The sequence below is a fragment of the Streptomyces sp. NPDC003393 genome (assembly GCF_053589015.1).
This window is the reverse complement of sequence record NZ_JBSFRB010000012.1, coordinates 130,198-156,637: the sequence shown is the minus strand read 5'-3', so window position 1 is coordinate 156,637 and position 26,440 is coordinate 130,198. Positions and strand designations below refer to the sequence as shown.

Annotated in this window: 17 protein-coding genes; 7 read left to right on the top strand and 10 right to left on the bottom strand. The window is 74.0% G+C overall.

Going from position 1 to position 26,440, the window contains the following annotated elements; genetic code table 11:
• Positions 1–434: 434 nt before the first annotated feature.
• The 3 genes from ACWDUZ_RS15275 (at position 435) to ACWDUZ_RS15265 (ending at position 4,786) form a co-directional block, all read left to right on the top strand.
• Complete coding sequence (locus ACWDUZ_RS15275; RefSeq protein ID WP_451632293.1) at positions 435–2,282, top strand: GTPase; 1,848 nt, start codon at positions 435–437, stop codon at positions 2,280–2,282.
• A gap of 267 nt (positions 2,283–2,549) precedes the next feature.
• Positions 2,550–3,077, top strand: a complete 528-nt coding sequence (locus ACWDUZ_RS15270) for a single-stranded DNA-binding protein (RefSeq protein WP_451632279.1) — start codon at positions 2,550–2,552, stop codon at positions 3,075–3,077.
• A 317-nt stretch (positions 3,078–3,394) separates the two neighbouring features.
• Complete coding sequence (locus ACWDUZ_RS15265) at positions 3,395–4,786, top strand: TQXA domain-containing protein (protein ID WP_451632278.1); 1,392 nt, start codon at positions 3,395–3,397, stop codon at positions 4,784–4,786.
• A 421-nt stretch (positions 4,787–5,207) separates the two neighbouring features.
• Here the strand turns inward: ACWDUZ_RS15265 and ACWDUZ_RS15260 are convergent, their stop codons facing one another.
• Complete coding sequence (locus ACWDUZ_RS15260; RefSeq protein WP_451632277.1) at positions 5,208–5,750, bottom strand: HAD domain-containing protein; 543 nt, start codon at positions 5,748–5,750, stop codon at positions 5,208–5,210.
• 239 nt (positions 5,751–5,989) lie between these two features.
• On the opposite strand from ACWDUZ_RS15260, the gene ettA reads away from it, so the two are divergent.
• From ettA to ACWDUZ_RS15245, 3 genes are read left to right on the top strand one after another with little or no spacing between them, the layout of a single operon-like run.
• Positions 5,990–7,654, top strand: coding sequence for an energy-dependent translational throttle protein EttA (gene ettA / locus ACWDUZ_RS15255; RefSeq protein WP_451632276.1), 1,665 nt, complete (start codon positions 5,990–5,992; stop codon positions 7,652–7,654).
• A gap of 8 nt (positions 7,655–7,662) precedes the next feature.
• Positions 7,663–8,112 (top strand): acyl-CoA thioesterase, encoded by a 450-nt coding sequence (locus ACWDUZ_RS15250; RefSeq protein ID WP_451632275.1) that lies wholly within the window; start codon positions 7,663–7,665, stop codon positions 8,110–8,112.
• Entirely contained in the window at positions 8,109–8,834 is a 726-nt protein-coding gene (locus ACWDUZ_RS15245) for a hypothetical protein (protein WP_451632274.1), read from the top strand. The genes ACWDUZ_RS15250 and ACWDUZ_RS15245 overlap by 4 nt, the downstream gene beginning before the upstream one ends.
• Positions 8,835–9,006: 172 nt before the next feature.
• Here ACWDUZ_RS15245 and ACWDUZ_RS15240 read toward each other — a convergent pair whose 3' ends face one another.
• The 4 genes from ACWDUZ_RS15240 to ACWDUZ_RS15225 form a co-directional block, all read right to left on the bottom strand.
• The gene (locus ACWDUZ_RS15240; protein ID WP_451632273.1) at positions 9,007–9,966 is read right to left on the bottom strand and encodes an ABC transporter ATP-binding protein; all 960 of its coding nucleotides are present in this window, start codon (positions 9,964–9,966) and stop codon (positions 9,007–9,009) included.
• Positions 9,967–10,162: 196 nt separating this feature from the next.
• Positions 10,163–12,928 (bottom strand): FtsX-like permease family protein, encoded by a 2,766-nt coding sequence (locus ACWDUZ_RS15235; RefSeq protein WP_451632292.1) that lies wholly within the window; start codon positions 12,926–12,928, stop codon positions 10,163–10,165.
• 1 nt (position 12,929) lies between these two features.
• Positions 12,930–16,226, bottom strand: a complete 3,297-nt coding sequence (locus ACWDUZ_RS15230) for an FtsX-like permease family protein (protein ID WP_451632272.1) — start codon at positions 16,224–16,226, stop codon at positions 12,930–12,932.
• 190 nt (positions 16,227–16,416) lie between these two features.
• Complete coding sequence (locus ACWDUZ_RS15225) at positions 16,417–16,830, bottom strand: globin (protein WP_451632271.1); 414 nt, start codon at positions 16,828–16,830, stop codon at positions 16,417–16,419.
• Between the two features lie 86 nt (positions 16,831–16,916).
• Between ACWDUZ_RS15225 and ACWDUZ_RS15220 the strand changes: the two genes are divergently transcribed.
• Entirely contained in the window at positions 16,917–17,963 is a 1,047-nt protein-coding gene (locus ACWDUZ_RS15220) for a methyltransferase domain-containing protein (RefSeq protein WP_451632270.1), read from the top strand.
• Positions 17,964–18,002: 39 nt separating this feature from the next.
• On the opposite strand, the gene ACWDUZ_RS15215 is transcribed toward ACWDUZ_RS15220, so the two are convergent.
• The 5 genes from ACWDUZ_RS15215 to ACWDUZ_RS15195 form a co-directional block, all read right to left on the bottom strand.
• Positions 18,003–19,388 carry an FHA domain-containing protein gene (locus tag ACWDUZ_RS15215; RefSeq protein WP_451632269.1) on the bottom strand — a complete coding sequence of 462 codons (1,386 nt, stop codon included), beginning with the start codon at positions 19,386–19,388 and terminating at the stop codon, positions 18,003–18,005.
• Positions 19,389–19,479: 91 nt separating this feature from the next.
• Positions 19,480–20,826 (bottom strand): vWA domain-containing protein, encoded by a 1,347-nt coding sequence (locus tag ACWDUZ_RS15210; protein WP_451632268.1) that lies wholly within the window; start codon positions 20,824–20,826, stop codon positions 19,480–19,482.
• 198 nt (positions 20,827–21,024) lie between these two features.
• Positions 21,025–22,371 carry a protein phosphatase 2C domain-containing protein gene (locus ACWDUZ_RS15205; RefSeq protein ID WP_451632267.1) on the bottom strand — a complete coding sequence of 449 codons (1,347 nt, stop codon included), beginning with the start codon at positions 22,369–22,371 and terminating at the stop codon, positions 21,025–21,027.
• Between the two features lie 3 nt (positions 22,372–22,374).
• A complete protein-coding gene (locus ACWDUZ_RS15200; protein WP_451632266.1) occupies positions 22,375–25,032 on the bottom strand; it encodes a tetratricopeptide repeat protein in 2,658 nt (885 codons plus the stop codon).
• On the bottom strand, positions 25,029–26,363 hold the full coding sequence (locus ACWDUZ_RS15195) for a hypothetical protein (RefSeq protein WP_451632265.1): 1,335 nt from the start codon (positions 26,361–26,363) through the stop codon (positions 25,029–25,031). The genes ACWDUZ_RS15200 and ACWDUZ_RS15195 overlap by 4 nt, the downstream gene beginning before the upstream one ends.
• Positions 26,364–26,440: the final 77 nt, after the last annotated feature.

Genomic DNA, 26,440 nt, shown 5'->3' with positions numbered 1-26,440 from the left:
CCGTCACTGACCAGAACCAAAGAGAACACACCGCTCATGCGGAGGGCACGGTTCGAACAGAGGGCACGGTGGACTCGACGGACGGTCACCGGGGGAGAGCGACGGCGCGGGAGGCGGCGGGAACCGAGGAGGTCCGTACGGTCGGGAGCAGCCTCGCGTACGGGACCGTCCCGGCCTCCGGGGGCGGTGCGGACTCTGATTCCGAACTCGGTGGGGACTTCCGCCACGGGCTCGGTGCGGACTCCCGCTCCGGGGTCCGTCCGCAGTCTCGCCCCGCGGGTGGTCCGCAGTCCCCGGCCGTCCCCGAGAGGGAGAACACGCCGCCCTCGGAGGGCGCCGGGAGGGATCGGGTGGCGGCGCGGTTCGGCGTGGCCGAGGAGTTCGGGGCGGCCGATGGTGGGGCTGTTGGGGCTGCTGAGACCGGTGTGGCCGGTGTGGAAGACGTGGCCGCGGGCCGCCTCGCGCCGGCGGTTTCGGGGCAGGGCACCCGGGTCGGGGACGACGACCGGCACGCGCGGGTGCCGGCCGACGACGGCCACGCGCACGTGACGGACGGCGCAGCCCCGAGCTGTACCGAGTCCGAGGGCGTGTGGGACGACGGGCTGATCGCGCGCCGCGTCACCGAGACCGGCACCAGCGCCGCAGACCTCGTGCCCGTGGCTCCCCGGCCCGCCCGGACCACGCCCGTGCCGCCCCTCGCCTACGACGGACCGCTGCGGTCACGACTGGACGCCCTGCGCGAACTGGTCGGCCTGTCCCGCACCCGGCTGGACAGCCGCACCCTCGCCGAGGCCGGCCGGGTCCTCGACGAGGCCGCGGCCCGTCGCAAGCTCTCCGGGCAGCACACCGTCGTGGCCATCGCGGGCGCCACCGGAAGCGGCAAGTCACAGCTGTTCAACGCCCTGGCCGGCGTGGCCATCTCGGAGACCGGCGTACGCCGGCCGACCACCGCCGCGCCCATCGCGTGCAGCTGGAGCGACGGTGCCGCGACCCTCATCGACCGGCTCGGCATCCCGGGACGGCTGCGCAGGCGCCCCGTACAGGGCTCCGACGCCGACCCGCAGCTGCGCGGCCTGGTCCTGGTCGACCTGCCCGACCACGACTCCGCCGCCGTGCAGCACCGTGAGCACGTGGACCGCATCCTCGGACTGGTCGACGCGGTCATCTGGGTCGTCGACCCGGAGAAGTACGCCGACGCGGTGCTCCACGAGCGGTATCTGCGGCCCATGGCCGGACACGCGGAGATCATGTTCGTCGTCCTCAACCAGATCGACCGGCTGCCCGGCGAGGCCGCCGACCAGGTCCTCGACGACCTGCGCCGACTGCTCGACGAGGACGGGATCGCGCTGGGGGAGTACGACGAACCGGGCGCGACCGTGCTCGCGCTGTCCGCGCTCACCGGCGACGGCGTCGGAGAACTGCGTGAAGCGCTGGGCGAGTTCGTGGCCGAGCGTGGGGCGGCGGCCCGGCGCGTCTCGGCCGACGTGGACGCGGCGGCGACCCGCCTTCTGCCCGTCTACGCCGCACGGCGGCGGGCCGGTCTGAGCGAGGAGGCGCGCGAGGAGTTCGCGGACCGGCTGGCGGACGCGGTGGGCGCCGTCGCCGCGGGCGAGGCGGCCGAGCGTGCCTGGCTGCGCAACGCGGGACGCGCGTGCGGGACGCCGTGGCTGCGACTGTGGCGCTGGTACCAGGACCGGCGCGAGCCTCCCACCGGCCGGCTGCCGGTGCGTACGCAGCCCGACGAGGAGGCCACCGCGCGGCAACGCGTGGAGCAGGCGGTGCGGACGGTGGCCGACCGGGCCTCGGCAGGCCTGCCGGCGCCCTGGGCGCAGGCGGTGCGCGAGGCCGCCGTGCGCGGGGCCCTGGGGCTGCCGGAGGCGCTGGACGAGCTGGCGGCGCGGACCGGGCTGCCCCCCGGGCGGCCGCCGAGGCCGGGCTGGTGGCCGGCGGCGGTCCTGGCACAGGCGTCGATGACGATCCTCCAGGTCGTCGGAGGGCTGTGGCTGGTCGGCCAGATCGTGGGTGTCATGGCGTCGAACCTGGGGGTGCCGGTGCTGCTGATGCTCGCCGGCATCGTCGGCGGGCCGCTCGTGGAATGGAGCTGCCGCATCGCGGCACGCGGGCCGGCCCGGCGGTACGGCCAGGACGCGGAGCGCCGCCTGAGGGAGGCGGCGGCGGGATGCGGCCGGGCCCGGGTGCTCGATCCGGTGGCGGCGGAGCTGCTGCGCTACCGGGAGGTGCGGGAGCAGTACGCGCGGGTCACGGGGGCGGGAGGACGGTGAGCCTGGAGGCCGGCGGCGAGTCCGGCCGATGGTGAGCCCGGAGGCGGGCTGTGTGCGGGGCGGGCGGTCAGGTCACTCGTCCGGGTGAGGGCGTTTTCCACAGGCGGGCGGTGGTCCACAGGGCCGAGCGGGCTCGTCCCGGCGGAGGCAGTCTGGTTCCGCGGCGATCGCGACGGACGCGGTCGGCGCGGCAGACGCAGCCGTACGGGACGGGCCCGTACGCGTGTCCGCCCGACCGGGCGGACCGGGTGAGGGAGGGAAGCACCGATGAACGAGACGACGATCTGCGCGGTGGGCAACGTGGCGACGCAACCGGTGTACCGGGATCCGGGAACGGGGATGTCCGCCAGGTTCCGTCTGGCGGTGACCGCGCGGTACTGGGACCGTGAGAAGAACGCCTGGACGGACGGGCACACCAACTTCTTCACGGTGTGGGCCAACCGGCAGCTCGCGGCAAACACGATGGCGTCGCTGAACGTGGGCGACCCCGTCGTCGTGCAGGGCCGGCTGAAGGTGCGTACGGACTCGCGTGACGGCAACACCCGCGCCTGGGCGGACATCGACGCCGTCGCGATCGGTCACGACCTGGCGCGGGGCACATCGGCCTTCCGGCGCACCGCCAGGCCCGAACCGGCGGCACCCGCCCCGCCCGCGCGGCCCGAGCCGAACTGGGAGACCCCCGTCAGGACCCCGGCCGTGGGCCAAGACACCGCGCAGCCCGTCGAAACGCCCACCGACGCGAGCGCGGAGGCGGGGAACGCCCCACAGCGGCGCGAACCGGCGGCGGTGACATGACCTCACGTGCCGGCAGGCCCCGTCGGCCGTACTCACCGGACGCCGCGCGCGCCGAAGTGCGGTATATCGGTGAGTGCGCTCGGCAACGTCCTGGTTGGTCTGCCGGTGGGCCGGGTTCGCCGGCGGTTGACGGCGATAACGATTCCGATTCGGATCAGTTACCTGACGATCTGACAGCAAACCGCGCTGCGCGAGATCTTTAGGATGCCGGACATGGCTCGATGAGCCCGGAGATTCTGCTGGTGGGACCGCACCCCCACGTGAACGGGTCCTGCTCGGAGGGGAATTCTGTGTGTGCTTCGTACGCTGCGCGGTTCATGCGCAGTTCCGGTGTGGTCCGACTGGCCGCCGCGACCCTGGTGTCCGGGCTCGTCGCCGCCGGTGTGCTGACCGCCGCCGGTCCGGCCGCCGCCGACGGGACACCGCAGAGGCAGGGCGGGGCCACCGCCACCATGGGCGGGCTGAAGACGTTCGGCACCGCCGTCATCCACGACGAGACCGGCAACCACCAGGTGTCGGCGGGCTTGTTCGAGATGTCCGTGGACGGCGGGGGCACGTTGCAGACGTACTGCGTGGACCTGCACAACGCCACGCAGAAGGACGCCAAGTACCGCGAGACGTCCTGGAGCGGCACGTCGCTCGGCGCCAACAAGAACGCCGGGAAGATCCGCTGGATTCTGCAGAACTCCTACCCGCAGGTGAACGACCTGGCGGCGCTCGCCGCCAAGGCGGGGGTGAAGAACCTCACCGAGCAGGACGCGGCGGCCGGCACCCAGGTGGCCATCTGGCGCTACTCCGACGACGCGCGCGTCGACGCCGTGGACCTCCAGGCCGAGAAGCTCGCGGACTACCTCCAGCACAGCGCCCGTGACCTGGCCGAACCGCAGGCCTCGCTGACCCTGGATCCACCCGCCGTCTCCGGCCGCCCCGGCGAGCGGCTGGGCCCGGTGACGGTGCACACCGACGCGAGCAGCGTCACGGTGACGCCCCCGGCGGACGCGGCCACCAGCGGCGTACGGATCGTCGACCGGCACGGCAAGCCGGTCACGTCCGCCCAGGACGGCAGCCGCCTGTTCTTCGACATCCCCGGCGACAGCTCCGACGACGGAACCCCCACGTCGGGCACGGCCCAACTGACCGTCCAGGCATCGACCACCGTGCCGGTCGGACGGGCCTTCGCCTCCGACAGCCGCAGCCAGACGCAGATCCTGGCCGGCTCCAGCGAGTCGACGGTCGCCGCGACGACGACCGCCACCTGGGCCGACGGGGGCGCGATACCCGCCCTGTCCGCGGCCAAGGACTGCGCCAAGGGCGGACTGGACATCAAGGTGGCCAACAAGGGCACCGAGCCGTTCACGTTCGACCTGATGGGCACCGAGTACACGGTTGCCGCGCGCACGACCCGGGTGGTCACGATCCCCGTGCAGGAGGATCAGGCCTACGACTTCACGATCAAGGGCCCCAGTGGTCACGGACAGCGTTTCGCCGGCGTCCTCGACTGCCACACCCAGGGCAGCGAGGCGGGCCTGGACATCCAGACCCTCAGCGAACCGAGCCCGGTCACGGCCGGCGGTCCGGGCGGCACCGACCTGGCGGAGACCGGCGGCTCCGACAGCACCCCCCTGCTCGCCGCCATCGGCCTCAGCCTGCTGGTCCTGGGCGCCACGGTGCTGAGCATCGTCCACAAGAACAGGGCGTCCCGGAGCTGAGCCGGACCCGGGTCAGGACGTTGATCGGTCAGGCGGCCGGAGGTCACGGCCGCCGGTGATCAGTTGTGGCTGTGCGGGCCGTCGCTCACCGAGGGGCCGTGTTCAGGACCGCCGACGAAGCACGGTGCTCCTCGCAGACAGCCCACCAGCTCTCACCGCCCTTGTCCTTGACCCGCACGCTCCAGCGCGCTTCACGTGTGCACGGAGAACCCCACGCACAGCGCCGCATGCGCGATTGCGTGCCGGCAGCATGCAGCTCCGGGCTCCAGTCGATCGGCCCCTCGACAAGTTCCACGACACCAGTGAAGCGTGTCCTTCCCTGCCGGCGCAGTCGAATGCGTGTCGAAGCCGAAGACCGGAACGACTTCATGAAGCCGTCTGCATAGCTCTGCGGCCGTGCGGCCTTCCACGTGCCAAGCGCCTACCGAGCGCCCGTCCCTGTGACCCGGCTGGTCACGACGGCACCGAGCCAATCGGCGAGCACGGAGAAGTCGGCGTCTTCCAGGCCCTTGGTCGGATCGACGCGATGAAGAAGGAACGGCCCGGGATGCTGGGCGGCGACCCAGAGACGGTCCATGCTGCTGATCTCGTCGTCGACCCAGATGAACGGCCGACGGTCGGCCCACTCGACGAGATGACGGGTCTTCCAGTGCAGGCCTCGCGGACTGGTGTCGGCACAGGCGTCCGGCCACGCCACGACGGGAAGCCTTGGCAGTCCGACGCGCGGGGCGACGGCCTCGTTCGCCTCCTCCCTCCACGTCGAGGCCCATACGAGATCACAGCCCAGGGCCGTGAGGCGCGGCCCGAGATCAGGGGCAAGCCGCCCGAGCAGGGGGTTCCCCCGGTCCGCGGCTGCCTCGGGGCCGGAAGCGGGGGATCGCGGACTGCTGGATGACGACCCGAACGGGACGAGTGGTCCGTCGACGTCGAGGAAGAGGATGGGGCGCCGCGCCGCGCTGGTCACGGTCGCACCATAGTCGGAGGAGGCAGGGGCGACATGCGCTGTCCTGGGCCGTCTCCAGGCCGTGCGACGCCCCCGTGGTCGGCCGGCGGTGGCCGGCGGTCGCGGACGAGCCGCCGCCCCGACCAGCGAAACCCCAGGTCACAGGCGTTCGGCCTTACTGGTTTCCGCTACGGGGTGGCGGTCAGGCAAGATGGGATGTATCTGCCCACTGCCAGATTCAAGCTGCCGGACGGTTTCTCTTGGCTGAGTTCATTTACACCATGCGCAAGGCGCGCAAGGCGCACGGCGACAAGGTGATCCTCGACGACGTCACCCTGAACTTCCTTCCGGGTGCCAAGATCGGCGTCGTCGGCCCGAACGGTGCCGGTAAGTCGACCGTGCTGAAGATCATGGCGGGGCTGGAGCAGCCGTCCAACGGTGACGCGTTCCTGTCGCCGGGTTACAGCGTCGGCATCCTGCTGCAGGAGCCCCCGCTGAACGAGGAGAAGACGGTCCTGGAGAACGTCCAGGAAGGCGTCGCCGACATCAAGGGCAAGCTCGACCGGTTCAACGAGATCGCCGAGCTGATGGCGACCGACTACTCCGACGCGCTGCTCGACGAGATGGGCAAGCTCCAGGAGGAGCTCGACCACGCGAACGCCTGGGACCTCGACGCCCAGCTCGAGCAGGCCATGGACGCCCTCGGGTGCCCCCCCGGCGACTGGCCCGTCACCAACCTCTCCGGTGGTGAGAAGCGCCGCGTGGCGCTGTGCAAGCTGCTGCTGGAACAGCCCGACCTGCTGCTGCTGGACGAGCCCACCAACCACCTCGACGCCGAGTCGGTGAACTGGCTGGAGCAGCACCTGGCCAAGTACGAGGGCACCGTCGTGGCCATCACCCACGACCGGTACTTCCTGGACAACGTCGCCGAGTGGATCCTGGAGCTCGACCGCGGCCGCGCCTACCCCTACGAGGGCAACTACTCCACCTACCTGGAGACCAAGGCCACCCGTCTCAAGGTCGAGGGCCAGAAGGACGCCAAGCGGCAGAAGCGGCTCAAGGAAGAGCTGGAGTGGGTCCGCTCCAACGCCAAGGGGCGCCAGGCCAAGTCCAAGGCCCGTCTCGCGCGGTACGAGGAGATGGCCGCCGAGGCCGAGAAGATGCGGAAGCTGGACTTCGAGGAGATCCAGATCCCGCCGGGCCCGCGGCTGGGCAACATCGTGGTCGAGGTGAACGACCTGCACAAGGGCTTCGGTGAGAAGATCCTCGTCGACGGTCTGTCCTTCACCCTGCCGCGCAACGGCATCGTCGGTGTCATCGGCCCGAACGGCGCCGGCAAGACCACCCTGTTCAAGATGATCCAGGGCCTGGAGACGCCGGACGCCGGCGACATCAAGGTCGGCGACACCGTCAAGATCTCCTACGTCGACCAGGGGCGCGCCAACATCGACCCCAAGAAGACGCTGTGGGAGGTCGTCTCCGACGGGCTCGACTACATCAACGTCGGCCAGGTCGAGATGCCGTCCCGGGCGTACGTCTCCGCCTTCGGGTTCAAGGGCCCGGACCAGCAGAAGCCGGCGGGCGTCCTGTCCGGCGGTGAGCGCAACCGGCTGAACCTCGCCCTCACCCTGAAGCAGGGCGGCAACCTGCTGCTCCTCGACGAGCCCACCAACGACCTCGACGTCGAGACCCTCTCCAGCCTGGAGAACGCGCTGCTGGACTTCCCGGGCTGCGCCGTGGTCGTCTCCCACGACCGCTGGTTCCTGGACCGCGTGGCCACGCACATCCTCGCCTACGAGGGTGACTCCCGGTGGTTCTGGTTCGAGGGCAACTTCGAGTCGTACGAGAAGAACAAGATCGAGCGGCTGGGGCCGGACGCCGCGCGTCCGCACCGAGCCACCTACAAGAAGCTGACCCGGGGCTGAGCCGGCAGATGCGCCACACATACCGCTGCCCGCTGCGCTGGGCGGACATGGACGCGTACGGCCACGTCAACAACGTGGTGTTCCTCCGCTATCTGGAGGAGGCCCGTATCGACTTCCTGTTCCGCCCGGACAAGGATTTCCGGCAGGGGTCCGTGGTGGCGCGCCACGAGATCGACTACAAGCGGCAGCTCGTCCACCGGCACGAGCCGGTGGACATCGAGCTGTGGGTGACGGAGGTCAGGGCGGCCTCCTTCACCCTCGGCTACGAGGTCAAGGACGGCGACCGGATCTACGTCCGTGCGTCCACGGTGATCGTGCCGTTCGACTTCGAGGCCCAGCGGCCGCGCCGGATCACCGCGGAGGAGCGGGCGTTCCTCCGGGAGTACATGGACGAGGCGGAGTCCGAGACCGCGATCGAGGCCGAGGCCGAGTCCGAGGAGGAGGCCGTCGCCGCATGACGGTGCTCCACCTCGCCGACGACACGGAGGCGGCGGACCTCGCCGCCTTCCTCTCCCGGCTGCTCCACTACGACCGCGCCGCGGCCGTGCGGCTCCAGGCGGCCGGCACGGCGCTGGCGGTGTTCGGACGGCCCGCGTCCTTCGAGGTGCTGGCGGTGCGCGCGGTGCGCCTGGCCAAGCCCTACGAGAAGGGGCTGGACGTCGCTCTCGACGTGACCGTGTCCGCGGGTGAGCTCCTGGAGTCGGTCGACGAGTCGGCGGCCACGGCCGCCGTGCCCGCCGCGGTGACCGGGCCGCCGTGGGCCGGCGTGCTGCCGCCGCGCGGCGGCTGGCGACCGGAGCCGGGACTGCCCCCGGCGGGCCCCCTGCGTTCCCTGGTGGCCGCCGCCGTCGCCGAGTTCCGCTCCCGTACCCAGGAGCTGGCGCCCGAGCTGCGCACACGCGGCGAACTGGACCGGATCGGGCGGGACATCTGGTCCCGGACGGTCGGTCCGACCCGACTGCCGGTGCGGGCCGTGCACGCGGCGCAGTCACTGGGCTTTCTGCGTCCCGAGCCGGTCGAGGCAGAAGCCGGGGCCGGGACCGCCACGGAGGCCGGGGAAGGTACCGAGGGCGGGCTCGCGCTGTTCTCCTCGGGCGCCTGGCTGCGACTGCGGACTCCGTACGGGTCGATCGCCGTACGGCAGGCGGGCCTCGGCGCCCTGGGCGTCAGCGTCCGCTGAACCCTCCCTCCCGGTCGGCCGACCCACAGGCCAGCCCCCCGGCAGGCCCGCCCACAGGCCAACTCTCCTGGTCGGCCGGCCCACGCGCCGCCCGCCGGCGGGCCGCTCCCCCCGGCGGGCCGGTCCCCACGTCAAGCCCCTCGGTCGGCTCTGCCCCGGGGACGTGTCCGGGTCAGTCGCTCGCGCTGTCGTCCGGCCACACCGCGATGTGGTCCTGCTCCAGTTCCAGCGCCACCCGGTCGCGCATGCCGAGGGTCTGGGTGTACTCGGCGGGCAGCTGGAGGCGGCCGGCGCGGTCCAGCATGGCGTACTCGCGGCTCACCAGCCGCTCGTCACCGGTCGCCGCGTCCACCTCGCTGCGGCGCAGCACCTCCGTGGACGTGCGTCCGTCACGGATGGCGACGGTGCGGCGGACCTCGCCGGCCACCGCCTGGTCGTGGGTCACGATCACGATGGTGGTGCCCAACTGCTCGTTGGCCGTGCGGAAGGCGGCGAAGATCTGCTCGCCGGTGTGGGAGTCCAGTTCGCCGGTGGGTTCGTCGGCGAGCAGCACCGCCGGGTTGTTGGCCAGCGCCACCGCGATCGCGACGCGCTGCTGCTGACCGCCGGACATCTGGTGGGGGCGCCGGTCGCGGCAGTCGCCGACGTCCAGCATCTCCAGCAGTTCCAGCGATCGTTCGGTCTTCGCGCGGCGGCCGCGTCCCCGGGCACCGGACAACTGCATAGGCAGGGCGACGTTCTGCGCGGCGGTCAGGTAGGGCAGCAGGTTGCGGGAGGTCTGCTGCCAGACGAAACCGACGACCTCGCGGCGGTAGCGCAGGCGGTCCTTCGCGGTCATCGCGAGCAGGTCGTGGTCGCCGACCCGGGCTGCGCCGGCGGTGGGGGTGTCCAGGCCGGCGAGGATGTTCATGAGGGTGGACTTGCCGCTGCCGGAGGCGCCGACGAGGGCCATGAGCTCCCCGTCGCGGACCAGGAGGTCCAGGCCTTGGAGCGCCTGCACCTCCACCCCGTCCGCGGAGAAGATGCGGACCAGGCGGTCGCAGCTGATCAGGGCGTCGTGGCCGTAGGCGGGCCGGGTGCGGTCCTCGGTAACGCGCCGGGCCAGATCGGCGAGGGTGGGTTGCGTCGTCATCGGGAAGCTCCTGCACGAGGGCTGCGGCTACGGCGGTGAGGGCGGCTGCGGCGGTCCCCGAGGCCGGGGCGGCCAGGGAGGCCGGGGCTCGGGCGATTGCGAAAGCCCGGGCGGCTGCGGTGGCCATCGGGGGTCCGGCGGCCACGGTGGGCGGGGCGGGTGAGGCCGCCGTCGCGGCCCCGGTGTTCCAGCGGGCTCATCTCGCGTCCCCCGCCCGTAGCTCCCGTACCGTGCCCCGGCGGGACGTCCACCATGCCTGCACGACGGCGACCGTGACCGCCAGCAGCAGCACCGCCACCGCCGGGAGGATCAACGACAGCGGATCGGTCCGCAGCGCGTTCCGGCCGACGGACGCCGCGCTCGACGGCAGGGCGATGCCGGTCAGGTCGACACCGGGGGAGAGCAGCCGGATCGTGGCCCAGCCCGTCAGCGCGCCGCCCACCGCGGCGAGCAGGGCCTGCGGAAGGGACTCCAGCACGAGCAGACGCCGGCCCTGGGCGCGGGTGAGGCCCATCGTGCGCAGGCGGGCGAGGAGAGCGGCGCGCTCGGGGGCGGCGCGCAGCAGCGCGAGGAGCAGCGCCAGCACGGCGTAGCCGGCGCCGGCCGCGACGGCCGCCGTGTAGATGCGCTCGGCGCCGGACTGCAGGGGCGAGTCCACGTAACGGGCCCGCTCGGCGGACCGCAGCCGAACGGTCGCGTCCTTGCCGGCCGCCCGGCGCAGGGCGTCCGCGTCCAGATGGCCGCCGGTCACCAACAGCGTGCTGGGGCCGGCCGCCTCGCGGCTCAGTCCGGCCCGGTCCACGATCAGGAAGTTGGCTCCGGGAATGGCCGGAGTCTCGTCCCGGACGAGGACGATCCGTACGGTGACCGAGGTGCCGTCGTTCAGCCGGACCGAGAAGGGCTGGGTGCCGTAGGTCCGGGCGACCGAAGGAGAGGCCAGCGCGGGCAGCGGGGCGTCGCGCCCGCCGGCCGTCCGCCGCAGCCGCTCCTGCGGGAACGCGCCGAGCCCGGTGCCGCGGGCCAGGGCGGCGTAGTCGGCCGGGACGACGCCCGCCAGTGACACCTGCGTCTGGTCGTCACCCGCCTTGGCCTGGTAGTCCGCGCTCACTTCGACGAGGTTCCGCACCCCCGGTGTCCGGCGGACCTTTTCGGCCAGCCCGGCCGGCAGGAGACCGGTTCCCTCGATGCGGGCGTCGGCGCCGACGGCGAGGAGGGCCGCGTGGTCGCGGGCGTGGGTCACTCCGGTCAGCACCGAACCGCCGAAGGCGGCCGTGGTGAGCGCGGTCAGCAGCGCCAGCAGCGGAAGCACCGCCGAGGTGCGGGTGCGGCCGGCCCTGGCGAGCGACAGATGGCCCACCGCGCCGCGCAGTCGGCCGGCCGGGCGCGCCAGCCAGCGCAGCGGCAGCGGGTACAGGCGCACCAGCACCAGCGCCGCGATCACCCCGACCAGCACGGGCGCCAGCGCCACCAGCCGGTCCCCGGTGGTGCTCGCGGCGTCCGCGTCACCGGACGCGGCGGACGCCTCTGTGACGCCCCTGCGCCGAAGGGCCTCCACCGCCGCCGCCGCGATGATCAGCAGGGTCAGCTCGGCCACCGTGCGGCGCCGGGAGGGACGCGCCGAGACCGCCTCCTCGCGAGGGGCGTTCAGGCGGACCGTGCGGTGCCCGAGAGCCGCGTACAGGGGCAGCGCCGCACAGGCCACGGCCGTGACCGCGGCGGCGGCGAGGATCGCGGGCAGGCGACGGCCGTCGGGGACGGCGAGCAGGGCCGCCGTGAGCCCGAGCAGCCCGGCGGGCACGGCGACCACCGCAGTCTCGGCCAGCAGTCGGCCCGTCAGGCCGCGCAGGGAGGCGCCACGGGCCCGCAGCAGGGCGAGTTCGGCGCGTCGGCGGTCGGTGGCCAGGCCGCCGGCCATGAGAAGGATGACCACGGCGACGGTCGCGCTGCCGAGGGCGGCGATCGTGACCAGCGGGCCGATGCCCGAGCTGAGCCGGTGGTACTCGATGAGGACGTCGTCGAGGTCGGTGCTCACCTGTGCGCCCGGGCCGGTCGTCGCCCGCACCCGTTCGAGGCCCGGCCCGGACTCCACGGAGGCGACCGCCGACCGCAGCCGGCCGAGCTCATGGGCGTGCACGGTGCTGGTGGCGGGGGCCACCTGCCAGTAGCCGACGGGTCTTCCGTTGGTGCCCAGCAGCGCGGGGCCGGCCCCGGGCGGCAGCAGCAGGGCGCCGAGCCAGTACCTCGGCGGGTAGGGGTCCGGCGAGGGCACGCGCACCAGCGCCGGGGTGCGCAGCAGGGGTGTGGTCGCCCAGTAGGCGCCGTCCGGTTGGCGTGGGGTGACGATGCCGGTGACGCGCACGGCGAGCGGGGGCCGGGACAGGGCGGGCACGTGGACGACCGAACCCACCTTGATGTGCAGGGCCTTGGCCGTCGCCTCGGTCACGGCGGCCTCCACGCCGGGGGTCGTCGCGGTCACCCGGCCGTCGACGCGCGGCAGACGTCCCGCGCGGACCGAGGAGTGGTCGGCGAGTCCGTTCTGCGCGACGAGGCTCAGTTTCGCGGGCAGCCCGCTGGGCTGCGGAATGTAGCTGTCGTAGACGGGGATGTCGTTGGAGGTCTGCACGCCGTACGACGACTGGTCGAGGTCGGCGACGAGCGGCGGGCGCACGGCGCGCAGGACCCCGGCGTACTGCCGGTCGAGGGTGGGCGGCAGCAGCGCCTCCTCCTGCTCCTGCTGCGAGGCCTGGAAGCCGGCCGGGGGTGCGTACACGGTCACGGTGGTGCGTCTGGGGGTCGCCTGGTCGATGGACCGGACCAGTCCGGCGTCCTCGTAGCGGTCGAGGGCGCGCGGGAACATCGCGGCCAGACACGCGGTCACCGCCACCAGCACGGCGAGGGCGGCAGCGGCACCGGGCGCGGTGCGCAGCCGCAGGCGGACCCAGGCGGGAGTGACGGGGTTCAGCTCACTCACCTCCGCGCTCTCGAAGGGACACCGCCGGGTCGGCCCGGCGCAGGGGCAGCACCGCCGTGACGACGAGCGGTGCGGCGGCGACGGCCGCCAGGAGCAGGGCGACCCGGCCGACCGGCTGTTCGACCAGCACGGTCGGCATCGGTTTCGTGGCCTGGCCGGTCAGCAGGATCAACGGGATCACGGCCCGGGCGAGGATGCCGCCCAGGGCCACCCCGACCAGCAGCGCCAAGGCCACCAGCACACCCTGTTCGGCGGCGAGCATGCGGGCCAGCTGGCGGCGCGGGACGCCCAGGGCCCGCAGCACGGCGAACTCGGCGTCGCGCTCGCGCAGCGCACCGGCCGCGCCGACCGCGAAGCCGACCGCGGCCAGGGCGGCGGCGACCACGGCTGCCGCGGTGAAGGCCGAGGCGGATCCGGCGCCGAACGGGTCGTTGCGCAACTGACGGGCGATCTCGTCGCGCACGATGACCTGCGCCGGATCGACGTCGGGCAGCGCCCGCAGGGCCGCGGCGACGTCCGCCTCGTGGTGGGGGTCGACACCGAGCCACCATTCGCTCGCCGCCGCGCTCTCGCCGTAACGGTCCTGGAGCAGCTGGTTCACCGACCGCAGGTCCATCAGCAGGCCTCCGCCGTCGTGCGCCGCGTCCACGGCACCGCCGTCCTGCTCGGCCCCCACCACGGTCGGCAGCGCCCGTACCGCGCGGACGATCCGCACCGGAAGGTTCTGGCCGGCGAACGACACCTCGACGCGCTGTCCCGGATGCGCGCCCGCGGAGGTCAGATAGCGGTCGGTGGCCACGGCCGCGATCTCCGGCCGCTTGGGCTGTGCGACCCGCAGCCGCACGGCGACCGTGCCCAGGCCCACCGTCTCCGACAGCTTGCGCGGCACATAGCCCGTGCCGTAGGTGACGGTCAGCGGACGGGACGAGGTCACCTTCGGGGGCGCCGGGGCGGTGCTGCCGTCGGCGGAGGCGGTCGGGGCGCTGCCCGCCGAGGTCACCGTCCAGGCCGTCGGCGCGACCAGTCGCCGCACGGTTCCGCCGGCTTCGGTGGCCTCGACCTCCGAGACGGTGAGGCGGTGCTGCTCGGCCCGGTCGACGGGCTGGGTGACCTCCAGGTCCAGGCCGGTCAGCGTCAGCGGGCCCGCGACGGCGGGCAGCTTCAGGTCCAGGGGGTGGGTGCGGCCGTCGGCCGGCAGGGAGCCGAGCGGCAGCCGGCGCGGGACGCCGGAGTGGTCCTCCAGCGTGACGGCCAGGTTCGCCGACGTCGCCGGGGCGTCCGGCACGGAGGTGCGCAGGGCCATGGTCAGCCGCAGCCGGGTCGTGGCCGCGGGGATCCGGACGCCCGCCGTCGCGGTTCCGGGGGCGAGTCCTGTCAGCAGTTGCCGCACCGGCTCGGACGCCAGGTCACGGCGCATCAGCACCGAGTCGGCGGCGTCCGCGGTGTCCAGTGCGAGGACGGTCGCGGTGCGGTCGCCGGACAGCGGGACGGTGGCGCGCACGGCGGGCGCGGCGGCCTGGACGTGCGGGAGGGCCGCGTACTGCTCGGTCCGGCCCAGTTCGCCCTCCCCGGCGGCCAGTACCCGCACCGGAACACCGGCCAGGAAGTCGGCCTGGTCGTTCTGCGACCTGTCCCAGGACGCACCCTGGCCGATCGCCAGCATGCCCAGTGCGATGGCGAGCACCAGGAGCAGCACCGGACCCGCACCGCGCCCCGGCCGGCGGCTGAACTGCCAGCCGGCCAGGGCCGTGGACAGTCCGCGCCCGCCGGCCGCCCGACGCTCGGCCAGCCGCGCCACCAGCGGCAGCAGCCGCAGGGTGAGCACGGTGCCGGCCAGCAGCGCGAGCGCGGGCGCGACGACGAGCAGCGGGTCGACGCCGAGCGTGCCGGCGCGGTCGCCGGCGACCGCGCCTGACGACTGCCGGCTCAGCTGCCAGTACGCGACGGCGGCCACCGCCAGCAGACCTACGTCCGCGCCCGCCCGCAGCGGCGCGGGCAGCGCCCGGGCCCGCCGACGGGTCTCGAAAGAGGAGGTCAGCGCGGGCAGTGTCACCGCCAGCGCACAGCCCAGCGCCACCGCCGCCGCCACCAGCCACACGCCTGCCCGGCCGGTCGTGTCCGAGGCGTTCAGGTGCAGTCCGACCCTGGCCAGGGCGCCCTGCCCCGCCAGCAGTCGGGTCAGCGGGTCGGCCAGCAGCGGCGCGCAGGCCACGGCGGGCAGGGCGAGCAGCAGTGCCTCGACCGCGGCGAGGCCGGCGAGCCGGGCCCGCGAGCCGCCGCGTGCCCGCAGCAAGCGGGTCTCGCCGGAGCGTTCGCTGCTCAGCAGCCTGGCCACGAGGAGCAGGGCGTACCCGGCGAGCAGGGCCAGTTGCAGCGCGGCGATCAGCAGGGTCGAGCGGGCGACGAGCAAGGAGCGGTCGAGCCGGTCCAGGACGTCGGGCAGCGCGGTCGTGACGTCCGGGGTGCCGTCCTCCACAGCGGTTTCGCGCAGCGCGGCGGCCGAGTCACCAACGGCGTCGCGCAGCGCGCCGATCCGCCCGGTGGTCAACGTCGAGAAGTCCGCCGACGCCTGCCACGAGGTCTGTCCCGTGCTCACCCTGCCGTCGGCGAGGTCGCGGGGATCGGCCAGCAGCGGCCCGTACATGGTGAATCCGACCTTCCGGACGCCTCGGCCACCCAGGTCGTCCAGCCGCCAGTACGGCGCGTCGGCGCGGGTGGGCCGGTACAGGCCGGTGATCCGCACATGGACCGTGGGGCCGCCGAGCCGGTCGGCCAGCGTGAGCCGGGCGCCGGGCGCGAGGCCGAGGCGCCGCGCGGCGGACTGGGGCAGCGCGGCCTCGAGGTCACCGTTCGCGTGCGTGCGGGGCAGACGTCCGGAGACGAGCCGCACCTGCGCGGGGTCCAGCGCCGCGAAGTACGTCAGGTCCGGGTCGCCGGACCGCTGAGCCGGCGGCTGCAACGAGCGGGGCAGCCCGTACGGTCCGGATCGCACAAGGGTGCGCACGGTCACCGGCAGCCCGTCGAACGCCGCCTCGGCCTGCTTGCGCACGGCGGCGTCCGTGGCCGCCCGCCCTTCGGGCGGCACCTCGGCCTGGACGACCAGGGTCGCGTCGGCCGCGTTGCGCGCGTCGCCCAGCGAGCGGCGCAGCGCGGCGTCGCCGATCGCGCCGGAGTAGGCGGTGAGCGTCGCCAGTACGGCCGTGGTGAGCAGAACCGTGAGCAGCGCGGCGGCCAGCAGCAGCCGGTGCGCACGCGCTCGCAGCAGGAAGAATCCCGTCAACCCCGCCACCCGGCTCCCCCCGCGGTTGTCCAGACCACCTCCGGCCGATGGTGTCAGAGGCGCACCGTCCCGGGTAAGCGTTTGTGGCCCCAGCTTGATCGGATCGTGACCGGAATGCGGCGTCCGATCACCGGAATGCGGGCCTCCGGGTGCGGTGGGTGACCGGGCCGGGTGGCTGGGCCGAGTCGCGGGCGAGGGCTCAGTCGGGAGTGTTGATCATGGACGCGGCCGCGTACGTCAGGTAGTTCCACAGCGTCCGCTCGTGCTCCTCGGACAGGCCCAGCTCGTCGACGGCGTCCCGCATGTGCCGAAGCCAGGCGTCGTGCGCCGCCCGGTCCACCTTGAAGGGCGCGTGCCGCATGCGCAGCCTCGGATGGCCGCGCCGCTCGCCGTACGTCGTCGGACCGCCCCAGTACTGGATCAGGAACAGCCGGAGCCGCTCCTCGGCCGGACCCAGGTCCTCCTCCGGGTACATGGCCCGCAGTTCGGGATCGGCGGCGACCCCCTCGTAGAAACGGTGAACCAGCCGGCGGAAGGTCTCCTCCCCGCCGACCTGCTCGTAGAAGGTCTGCTCCTGAAGCGTGCCGCGCCGAATCTCATTCACGTGCTCCATGGTCTCAGACGGCCGGACCCGGGACGCGGGGGCCGGGACGACCGACGGTGCTCGCCTGTGGCGCCCGTGGGCAGGACAGTGGAGGCATGGGCGCGCACACAGGCGAAAAGGGATACGAGAGGCGCGGAGCTCGCGAAGGCCGCGAAGGCGACGAGGGCAGGGGCGGTGGCGGCCTGGACGAGCCGGCCGCCGTGGCGCGGGAGGCGCTGGTGCGGGAGATCGACGCCAGCGGCGCCTGGGCGTCCGATCCGGTCTGGCGGGAGGCGTTCACCGCCGTGCCACGGCACCTGTTCGTGCCGTACTACTACGTGGGCGTCGCCGGCGGGTACGAGCGGCGCTGGGGCGAGAGCCCGGAGGCGAAGGCGCGCGAGCGCTGGCTGCGGGGTGCCTACGAGGACGCCCCGCTGGCCACCCGGCTGCGCGACGGGGAACTGGTCTCCTCCAGCAGCCAGCCCTCGCTCATGGCGCAGATGCTGGCGGAGCTGCGGGTGGCGGAAGGCGACCGGGTCCTGGAGATCGGCGCCGGCACCGGCTACAACGCGGCGCTGCTCGCCCACCGGCTCGGCGACGACGACCTCGTCACCACCATCGACCTCGACCCGGAGATCACCGAGTCGGCACGCCGGCACCTGGCCGCCGCGGGCCACCACCCGGTCGTGGTCACCGGCGACGGCGCCCGCGGGGTGCCCGAGCGCGCCCCCTTCGACCGGATCATCGCCACCTGCGCGCTGCCGTCGATCCCGCGCGCCTGGCTCGCCCAGTGCCGGCCGGACGCCCGGGTCCTGACGCCGATCGCCACCGGCCTGCTCGCCCTGACCGTGCGGGACGCCGCGCGCGCCGAGGGCGCCTTTCTGGCCACGCCCGCCTTCTTCGTGCCGCTGCGCGGCGAGGGCAGGCCCGAGCCGCGGCCCCCGCGGCTGGACGGGCTGCCGGCCCGGGCCCGCGAGGACGAACTGTTCCGCTTCCTGCTGGCCCTGACCCGCGGCGGCCTGGACCCCGGCGAGGCGTACGCCCTGTGGGAGCACGAGGGGTACCCGGGCCGCGAACGCTACGGGATCACGGTGAACGGCGAGCAGGCGTGGGCGTGGCTGGACGACCCGGAGGGACCGTACACCTGGCCCCTTCCGGGCTGACCGTCGATCCCCCGGGGCCGGCCGGCGCCGGCGGAGGAATCAGCCGCGCCTGATCGTGATCGTCGTCCATGCGCCCACGTGCACGCGGTCGCCGTCCTGCAGCGGTACCGGCACGAAGGGCTGGATCGGTTCCTCGGAGCCGTTGACCGTGGTGCCGTTCGTCGAGTTCTGGTCGACGACCGCCCAGCCGCCGTCGGGCTGCTGCACCAGCACCGCGTGCTGGTGCGAGACACCCGGGTCCTCCGGCGGCACCGACAGGTCGATGTCGGGGGTGTCGCCGGTGGAGTGCCGGCGCCGGCCGATGGTGATCTGGTTGCCGGTGAGGGTGCGCTGCTGCTCGGGCGAGTACGCGGGCAGGTTCAGGCCCGCGGCCTCGGGGCCGGAACGCTGCATCATCGACATGAAGTAGTCGCGGTCCGGGCCGATCGTCGCCGTCCAGGTCGCCGGCTGCTGCGGGGCCGGCGGGAACGGGAATCCGGGCGGGGCCTGCGTGGCGCCGGGCTGCGGGTACCCGTAGCCGCCGCCCTGGCCCGCACCCGGGCGTCCGGGGGCACCCGGGCCGCCCGACGTGGCCGGTCCCGTGGACGACGGTGGTGAGATCACCCAGTCGTCGTCACCGCCGAAGGACGGACCGCCGCTCTGCGGGCGGCTCGTCTCCTGCGGGAACGGGGGCGGGGCGGGCGGGCCGGACCGGTGGAAGGCCTGCGGGGCGCCGCCGGGCTCGCCGGGGCCACCGGGGCCCGTGTGCGGCGTCGGGCCGGGCGGCGGCGGGACCGGCCGCGAGGGGTCGGGACCGAAACCGGACGGTCCGGAGTCGCCGCCGAAGCCCGAGGGGCCGGGGCCGCCGGGGCGGCCCGGAGGCTCGGTGCCGAACGGCGGGCCCGGTGGGATCGGTTCGGCGGGCCGGTTCATCTGGGAGGGCCGGGAGCCCTGGTAGTCGAAGGAGTCGCCGCCGCCGAAGGACGGGCCGCCGGGCGGCTGCGGGAACCGGGCGCCCGGGACCGGACCGCCGGGGCCGCCCGGACCAGGGCCGCCCGGACCGGGTCCGCCGGGAACACCGGGTCCGGGCGCGGGCCGGCGCGGCGCGGCGGGGGTGTACGAGGTGGCCGTGTTCGTCAGGAAGTTCCAACGGCACTCCTCGCAGAACGGCGCACCTCCCTCGCGGGGCGTGCGGCACTGCGGGCACAACTCCGGCTCGGCGCCGGGCCCACCCGCCGGACGCGGGCGTCCTCCGGCCGCGGTCGCACCGGGAGCGCCCGGTCCACCGGGACCGCCCGGTCCACCGGGGCCGCCGGGTCCCGGTGCGGGCGGAAAGCCGTAGCCGCCGACCGGGGGAGGCGGTGGCACGGCACCGGCCATGCGGTGACCGCAGACCTCGCACCAGTCGTCGGAACCCGACTGGTGTCCGTTCGGGCAGGTCGGCATGTCGGCGCTTCCCCCTCTCCTGTCCGGCCGGTTCGACCGGATTTCTCCCACCCCGAGGGGCCAGGCTCGCTGTCTGTTGCTGTCTTGTTCGTCACTTCTTCACGCGAACGGTCTTGGTCGACCGGGTCTCGAGAGTCATCTCGTCGGCCTCCTCGACCTTCGCCTTCAGTCGCACAGTACCTGCCGCCGCGTCGACCACGTCCACCACCTTCGCAAGCAGTTTCGCAGTATCCGCGTTCCCCGAGGCGCTGGCGAGCTGAACCGCCCGGCCCAGTTTGGCCGTTGCCCCATCGATATCGCCCGCTTTGCGCAGATCGAGCCCCTGCTGGATGGCCTGTGCCAGTTCCGCCTGCCCGGTGTAGTGCGCGACCTGCGGGTTGATGGAGGTCGAGGCGACCATGTCGTCGGTCCACACGGCCCGTACCAGACCCTGGGCGCCGAGGTTCTGTACCGATCCGTCCGGTTGGGGAACCATCAGCGAGACGCGTGCGGCGAGCATCTCCTGCCCGACGGCCGCCGCGGGCACCTCCACGCAGAGGTGGTAGTCGCGGGACTCGTCGCCCCAGGAGCCGGTCGGGTAGTCCCCGGCCCGCGGGCTCGCCTCGACGCGGCGGACCGTCAACTCCTCGACGGTCGGCGCCACTTGCTTGACGAAGCGGATGCTCGTCCCGACCGGTGTCCACACCCGCATCGCGACGTCGGCGACCTCCTTGCCCATCGCCGTCTCCATCATCTGCGTGAAGTCGGCGGCCAGGGCCGCCGGATCGGCGACGATGTCGGCGGTGCCGAGCAGCGCCGAGGCGATCGATGTGACTTCTTTCACTTCCCAGTCGGTGCCCACGCCCCGCGCGTCACAGGTGAACCGGCCGGCGCACTCCTCGAGCGTCCGCCGCAGGTCCTCCGGCGCCTCGTGCTCGTTGCGGCCGTCGGTGAGCAGGATGCCGTGCCGGATGGTGACGTCCGCCGACGACAGCAGCCGGTCGGCCAGCCGCAGCCAGGTGCCGATGGCCGTGCCGCCGCCCGCGCTGAGCCTGCGCAGCGCCGTCTTGGCCTGCTCCCGGGTCTGCGCACCGGCGACCGCGAGCCGGCCGCCGCCCGGGTAGACCTCGGTGGCCACGTGCGTGCCGCCGATCACCGCGAAGTGCACACCGTCGCGCAGGGTGTCGATCGCGGCGGCCGTGGCCTCGCGGGCGTTGCGCATCTTGGTCGGCGGGTAGTCCATCGAACCCGAGCAGTCGACCATGATCGCCACCGCCGCCGACGGCCCCTGACCGGGCGCGTACAAGTGCGGGGCGGCGACCGCGCTGCCGATGGTGCCGCCGCCGGTCGCCGTCACCGTGACGATGGCGTTGACCTCGCGGCCGCCCTCCGGCAGGTACTCGTTCTGGTACACGTCCACCGAGAACCGCGGCACGCTGGACTTCGAGAAATTGGCCATGCCTTCCCAGATCCCCCTCCGGGCCCCCGCGAGCGGGGCTGACGAGTGTGCTGTGTACGGACCGGTCCCCTCCGGCCCCGTGGAACCTCCCCCTTGCGGGCTTCCCCGTGCGTACGTCCCCGCGCCGGCGTTCCCGTGCACCACGGGGATACCCGAGGGACGCGCCGGGGCCCCGTCACACGCCCCGGCGTGCGTCCCTCACGCCGATCCTGCCCCCTGCGGCGGGGCCGGGAACGGCAGCACGGCCACTGTTACGTTGTCGTGGCCCCCGCCGTCGAGCGCGTGACCGACCAGCACCTGGGCTGCGTGCAGCGGCCGCGCGGCCGCGTCCGGCGGCAGGACCTGGGCCATCTCCTCGGCGCTCTCGGCGTAGTTCCACAGGCCGTCCGTGCACACCACGACCACGCCGGGCCGGTCCGGTTTGAAGGACGCGGTGTGGGGCTCCAGTTCGTAGGCGTCCGCGCCGAGCCAGCCGGTGATCGCGTGCGCGCGCTCGTCGGCGTACGCCTCCGCCTCGCTCATCAGGCCGGCGGCCACCATCTGGGCGGCCCAGGAATCGTCCTCGGTGAGCCGGGCCGGCGGTGCGGTGCGGTCCAGCGGCACCCAGTAGGCGCGGCTGTCGCCGACCCAGCCGACGACCAGCAGCCCGGCGGTGACCACCGCGCCGACGAGGGTGCAGGCCGGGGCGTTCTGGTGGGGGGAGTGCTCGCGCGCGGAGGTGGGTTCCTCGGCCAGCGAGTCGACCGCGTGCGAGGCGGCGACGATCGCCTCGTGCATCGCCTGCTGCGGGTGCGTGCCCCGGGGCAGCGCGGCCAGCAGGAACTCGCTCGCCGCCCGGGAGGCCGCGAGGGAGGCCTCGTCGGGGCGGGTCGCGGAGGACACGCCGTCGCAGACGATCGCCACGGCCACGGCCGAGCCGTCGGGCAGGGTCGTGGTGCCGACGGCGAACGCGTCCTCGTTGCGGTGGTGGCGCAGGCCACGGTCGCTGACCGCGGCCACCGGACCCGACTCCTGCTCCATGTGGTCGCGTTCGCGCGGCTGCGCGTGCCCGCAGTTCTCGCAGTAGCCGTCGCTGTCGACCCGGCCCGCACGGCAGGCCACGCACACTGCGGCGGACTCGCCCGGGGCGCCGCTCTCCGCGGCCACCCGTGGATCGGGTGCCTGCAACGGGTACTCGTCGGGCTCGTCCGGCCGGTCGAAGCGCACCCCCGCCCCCGACGCGGGAGCCGTCGGCGAGGGCAGCGGGGAGCCGTCCGAGTCCATGCCGGGGAGGTCCGTGGGCAGATGCGTCCCCGACGGGTGTGCGGCGGCGTCCTGCTGCTGCGCGCGCGGCCATGCGGCGCCCCGCGCGCCCTCGTCCTCGGCGGGCGCGGACGGGCGCGGCACCGGGCCGTTGCTCATCGTGAGCGTCGGCGTGTCGCCCGACGCGGCGGCGGAGGCGGACAGGTCGTATCCGCAGGCGCCGCAGAAACGGTCACCCGACTCGAGCGGCTCCGCGCAGCTCGGGCAGTTCGACAGGGCGGCCTGCTGGTGCATCTGCGACATCAACTACACCCACGTCCGGGGGCGGTAACGGTTGGCACGTTCCACCAGGTCGATCCTCTCCTCGCCGCCGGGCGCCAGCCGGGCCAGCGTGCGGTACGAACGCTCCAGGCCGAAGCGGAGTCCCCGCTCGTCCAGATCGCTGCCGAGCAGCACCCGGCGGGCGGCCGGGTCGGCGGCCCTGCCCCCGGAGAGTATCCAGTCCAGCGCGCAGCCGAGGACCTCCGCCGACAACCGCTCGCGGCGCGCCGGGTCCAGGCCGTACGCCCGCAGGGCCTCCACCTGCCCGGCGGCCGCGGTCAGATCCTCCAGGAACGGCGTGTCGGACGCGACCGCCGTACGGTGCCGCAGTCGCGCCCGTACGGCCGCCACGCGGGCCGCCGTGTAGTGGATGGAGGACTCCGGAACCGACTCCAGGGTCCGTACGGCCTCCCGCCGGTCGCCGGCGGCGAGCTGCACCCGGGCCAGGGCGAACGCCGCGCCCACGTGGCTCGGGTCGGTCGACCACACCAGGCGGTAGTACTCGGCGGCGTTGTCGAGCTGGCCGAGGACCTCCGCGCACAGGCCGAGCGCCAGCTTCGGCGCGATCTCGCCGGGGAAGGCGTCGTAGACCGCGTCGAAGGCGAGGGCCGCGCCCTCGTGGTCGGCGGTGACCAGGCAGGCCACGCCCCGGTACCAGACGACCCGCCAGTCGTCGGGCTGCTGCTCCTCCAGTTGGCGCAGCACGTCCAGCGCCGGGCCCGGATCGCCGGTCTGGAGCCAGGCGCGGACCTGGCGCAGCCGGGTCTCGGTCGACTGGGTGGGGGCGGCCGCGAGGGCGTTGATCAGCTCGCCGGGCGCCGACGTCAACAGGCCGGTGAGGAAGCCCGCGTTGGGGTCGGCGGGGTCCACGTGCGGCACGGGCAGGGCGAGCGCCGCCGCCGGGGCGTCGACCGGCTTGACCAGCATCACGGCGGCCGGCGCACCGGAGGCGGCCGGGCCGCCGACGGGCGGGCGCGTGGTGGCCGCGGCCTGCGCGGCGCCTGCGGCAGGTGCGGCGAGGGCGGCGCCCGCGGTGTTCGTGGTGCCGGCGGTGTTCGTGGTGTCACCGGTGGGCGTGGCGCCGGGTGTGAGCGCCGGGGCGGGGGACCTGCGCGGCCGTACCGGTCGCGCCCCCAGCCGCGAGACGTCCCCGTCCAGGGCCGGGAACAACTCCGTGTCCGTGACCTTCGGTTCCGGACCGAACAGGGTCGACAGGGCGGGCCGGGCCCGGCCCGTCTGCACCGACACGACCTCCCGCAGCACACCCGTCAGCTGCTCGGCCATCTCCTGCGCGGAGGCGAACCGGCGGGCCGGGTCGGGGTCGGTGGCGCGCACCAGCAGACGGTAGAAGGACTCGTACTGCCGGAAGACCTCGATGCTGTCGGGGTCGGGCAGGGAGTCCACGAAGACGTTCGTGTAGCCCTGGAAGTCGAAGGTGAGCACGGCGAGCGTACGGCCCACCGTGTACAGGTCGCTCGCCACCGACGGGCCGACCTCCGCCACCTCCGGCGCCTGGTAGCCGACCGTGCCGTAGATCGCCGACTCGTCGTCGTCCATGCGGCGCACCGCGCCCATGTCGATGAGCTTGAGCTGGTCCTCGGTCTGGATGGCGTTGTCGACCTTGAAGTCGCAGTACAGCAGGTTGCGGCTGTGCAGATGGCCGAGCGCCTCCAGCGCCTCGATGCCGTACGCGCAGGCCTGCTCCACCGGCAGCGGGTCCCGCCTGCCGTCCGGCGTACGGCGGGAGTTGGCGATCTCCTTGAGCGACTTGCCGCCGACGTACTCCATCACGATGTAGCCGTCGAGGGAGCCGGTGCGCTGGTCGAGGTGCTCCACGAAGTTGTAGATCCGCACGATGTTGGCGTGCTCGATCTCCGCCAGGAAGCGCCGCTCGGAGATGGCCGCCGCCATCGCGTCCTGGTCACCGGTGTCCAGCAGGCCCTTGAGCACCACCCAGCGGTCCGAGACGGCCCGGTCCACGGCGAGGTAGATCCAGCCCAGACCGCCGTGCGCCAGACAGCCCGCGACCTCGTACTGACCGTGCACGATGTCCCCCGCCCGCAGCTTGGGCACGAACGAGTACGGATGGCCGCACTTGGTGCAGAAACCCTCCGTGCGTCCCGGCCGGTCGCCACGGGCCCGGCCGACGGGCGCCCCGCAGTCCGAACGCGAGCAGAACCGCTTGCGCTCGGGCACCTCAGGGTTCGCCAGCACCATCGAACGCGGGTCCGGACGCGGTACCTGCGGCACCTGCACCAGCCCCGCCCCGAGCCTGCCGCGGCTCGAGGAGCCCGCCGCGGAGCCGGAGCTGCGCACCGACACCGAACGGCTGGACGAACCGCCCGACAGCGAACGCGACAGCCGCCCGGACACCGAGCGGCGCGACTTCGACGACTGCGACGACGTACGCGCGCTACGGCCGCTGATGCCGGAACCGCCGCTGCCCGCCGAGCCGCGCGAGCCCCCGCCGCCGCCGGTGACCCCGGTGGGCAGCGAACCCACCAGGCCTCCCCCGGAGGGGGCGCCCCCGGCCGACACCACCGGTGCCAGACCACAGGTGTCGCAGTACAGCTCGCCGCCGCCGACGTCCTCGTAACGGCCCCCGCAGCCGGGCCGCTGACAGGACTGCCCCGCCTGACTCATGACTCCCCCCTACCGTCACCGTCCTGAGGGCCGCCCTGCGGCGGCACCCGTGCGGACCCCAGCAGCTCGGCCACCGCCTGCTGGTAGCGCAGCACGGCCTGCTCGGCCACCCGCAGGTCGCACGGCGCGCTCCACAGCATGCGGCGCGCCGCGTCGTACCGCTCGACCAGTAGCGGGTCCTCCGCCAGGCCGTGCCGGGATACCTTCGCCCGGTACGCGTCCAGGCGGCCCCGCAGCTCGGCGCGGACCGCCAGCGGGGCCGTGACGGCCGTCAACGACTCCCGGGCCCGCAGCAGTTCGTCCTCCGCCTTCTGCTCCAGGGAGTCCAGCAGCGGCGACAGCCGGTGCCACTGCGCCTGTCTGCGGAACTCGGCGGCCGTGGCGAGCTGTTCCTGCAACACGGTCGGCGGGCCGCTGACCACCGGCACCTCCGTGGCGGCGATCTTCGCCAGCACCTCGCCGCGCGCGGTGCGGGCCTCGGCGAGGGTGCGGTCCGCACGCGAGAGCAGGTCCCGCAGCCTGATCAGCCGCTGCTCGGCGTCCTGACGCACCCCGAGCACCGCGTCGATCTCCCGGCGCACCTCCTCCAGGGCCCGCGCCTCGCGGTCGTACACCGTGGTGTCCGGCCGGCCGCCGCCGGGGGCCGAACTGCCCTGCGCCGGCACCCAGAAGGCGAGCGGGTCGGAGACCACGTCCTCGCGCAGCCTCGCCAGGGTGCGGGTGATGCGCTCCAGGTCGTCGCCCGCCGGGTGTTCACCGGGACGGACGCCGACGGAGTGCGCGAGTCGGCGGGTGCGCTGGAGCTCCGCGGCCAGCAGATCTATGCGGGCGGGCAGCGCCGACCAGACCGCGTCGGCCGCGACCACCATGTCCAGACTGGTGGCGTACAGCTCGTTCATCCGGTCCACGAGACCGGCCAGCGAGAAGGTCTCGCTGAGCCGTCCCGCGCCGCCGTGCTGCCCCGGCACGCTCGCCGTGGCCGCCGCCGCGCCCGCGACCGTGACCGCCTCGCCGCGCAGCAACTCGGTCAGCTCCACCAGGTCCTCGCGGCTGGACCAGCGGCGGCGGGCGCGGATCTCACGGGCGGTGCGCAGCGCGCCCGTGTAGGCGTCGAAGTACGTCCACAGCAGGGTGATCGACGCCTCCGTCGTCGCCCAGCGCTCCCGGGTGACGCCGGTCAGTTCGGCGCCCTCCAGAAGTCTGCGGCCCGCGTGGTCCTGCAGGGCGAGGAGCGAGGTCTCGATCGCCTCGTGCTCCTGGCCGAGCCGCGCCAGCGCACGGTCCACCTCGTCCCGGTCCAGCACCGGCCCGGCGGGGTCCGTGCCGCCCATCGATCACCTCTCGCTGTGTTCCGTGTGTCGTGTCCGTCGGTCGTACGTCGGTCGGTGGCGCCTTCGCCGCCCCGCGC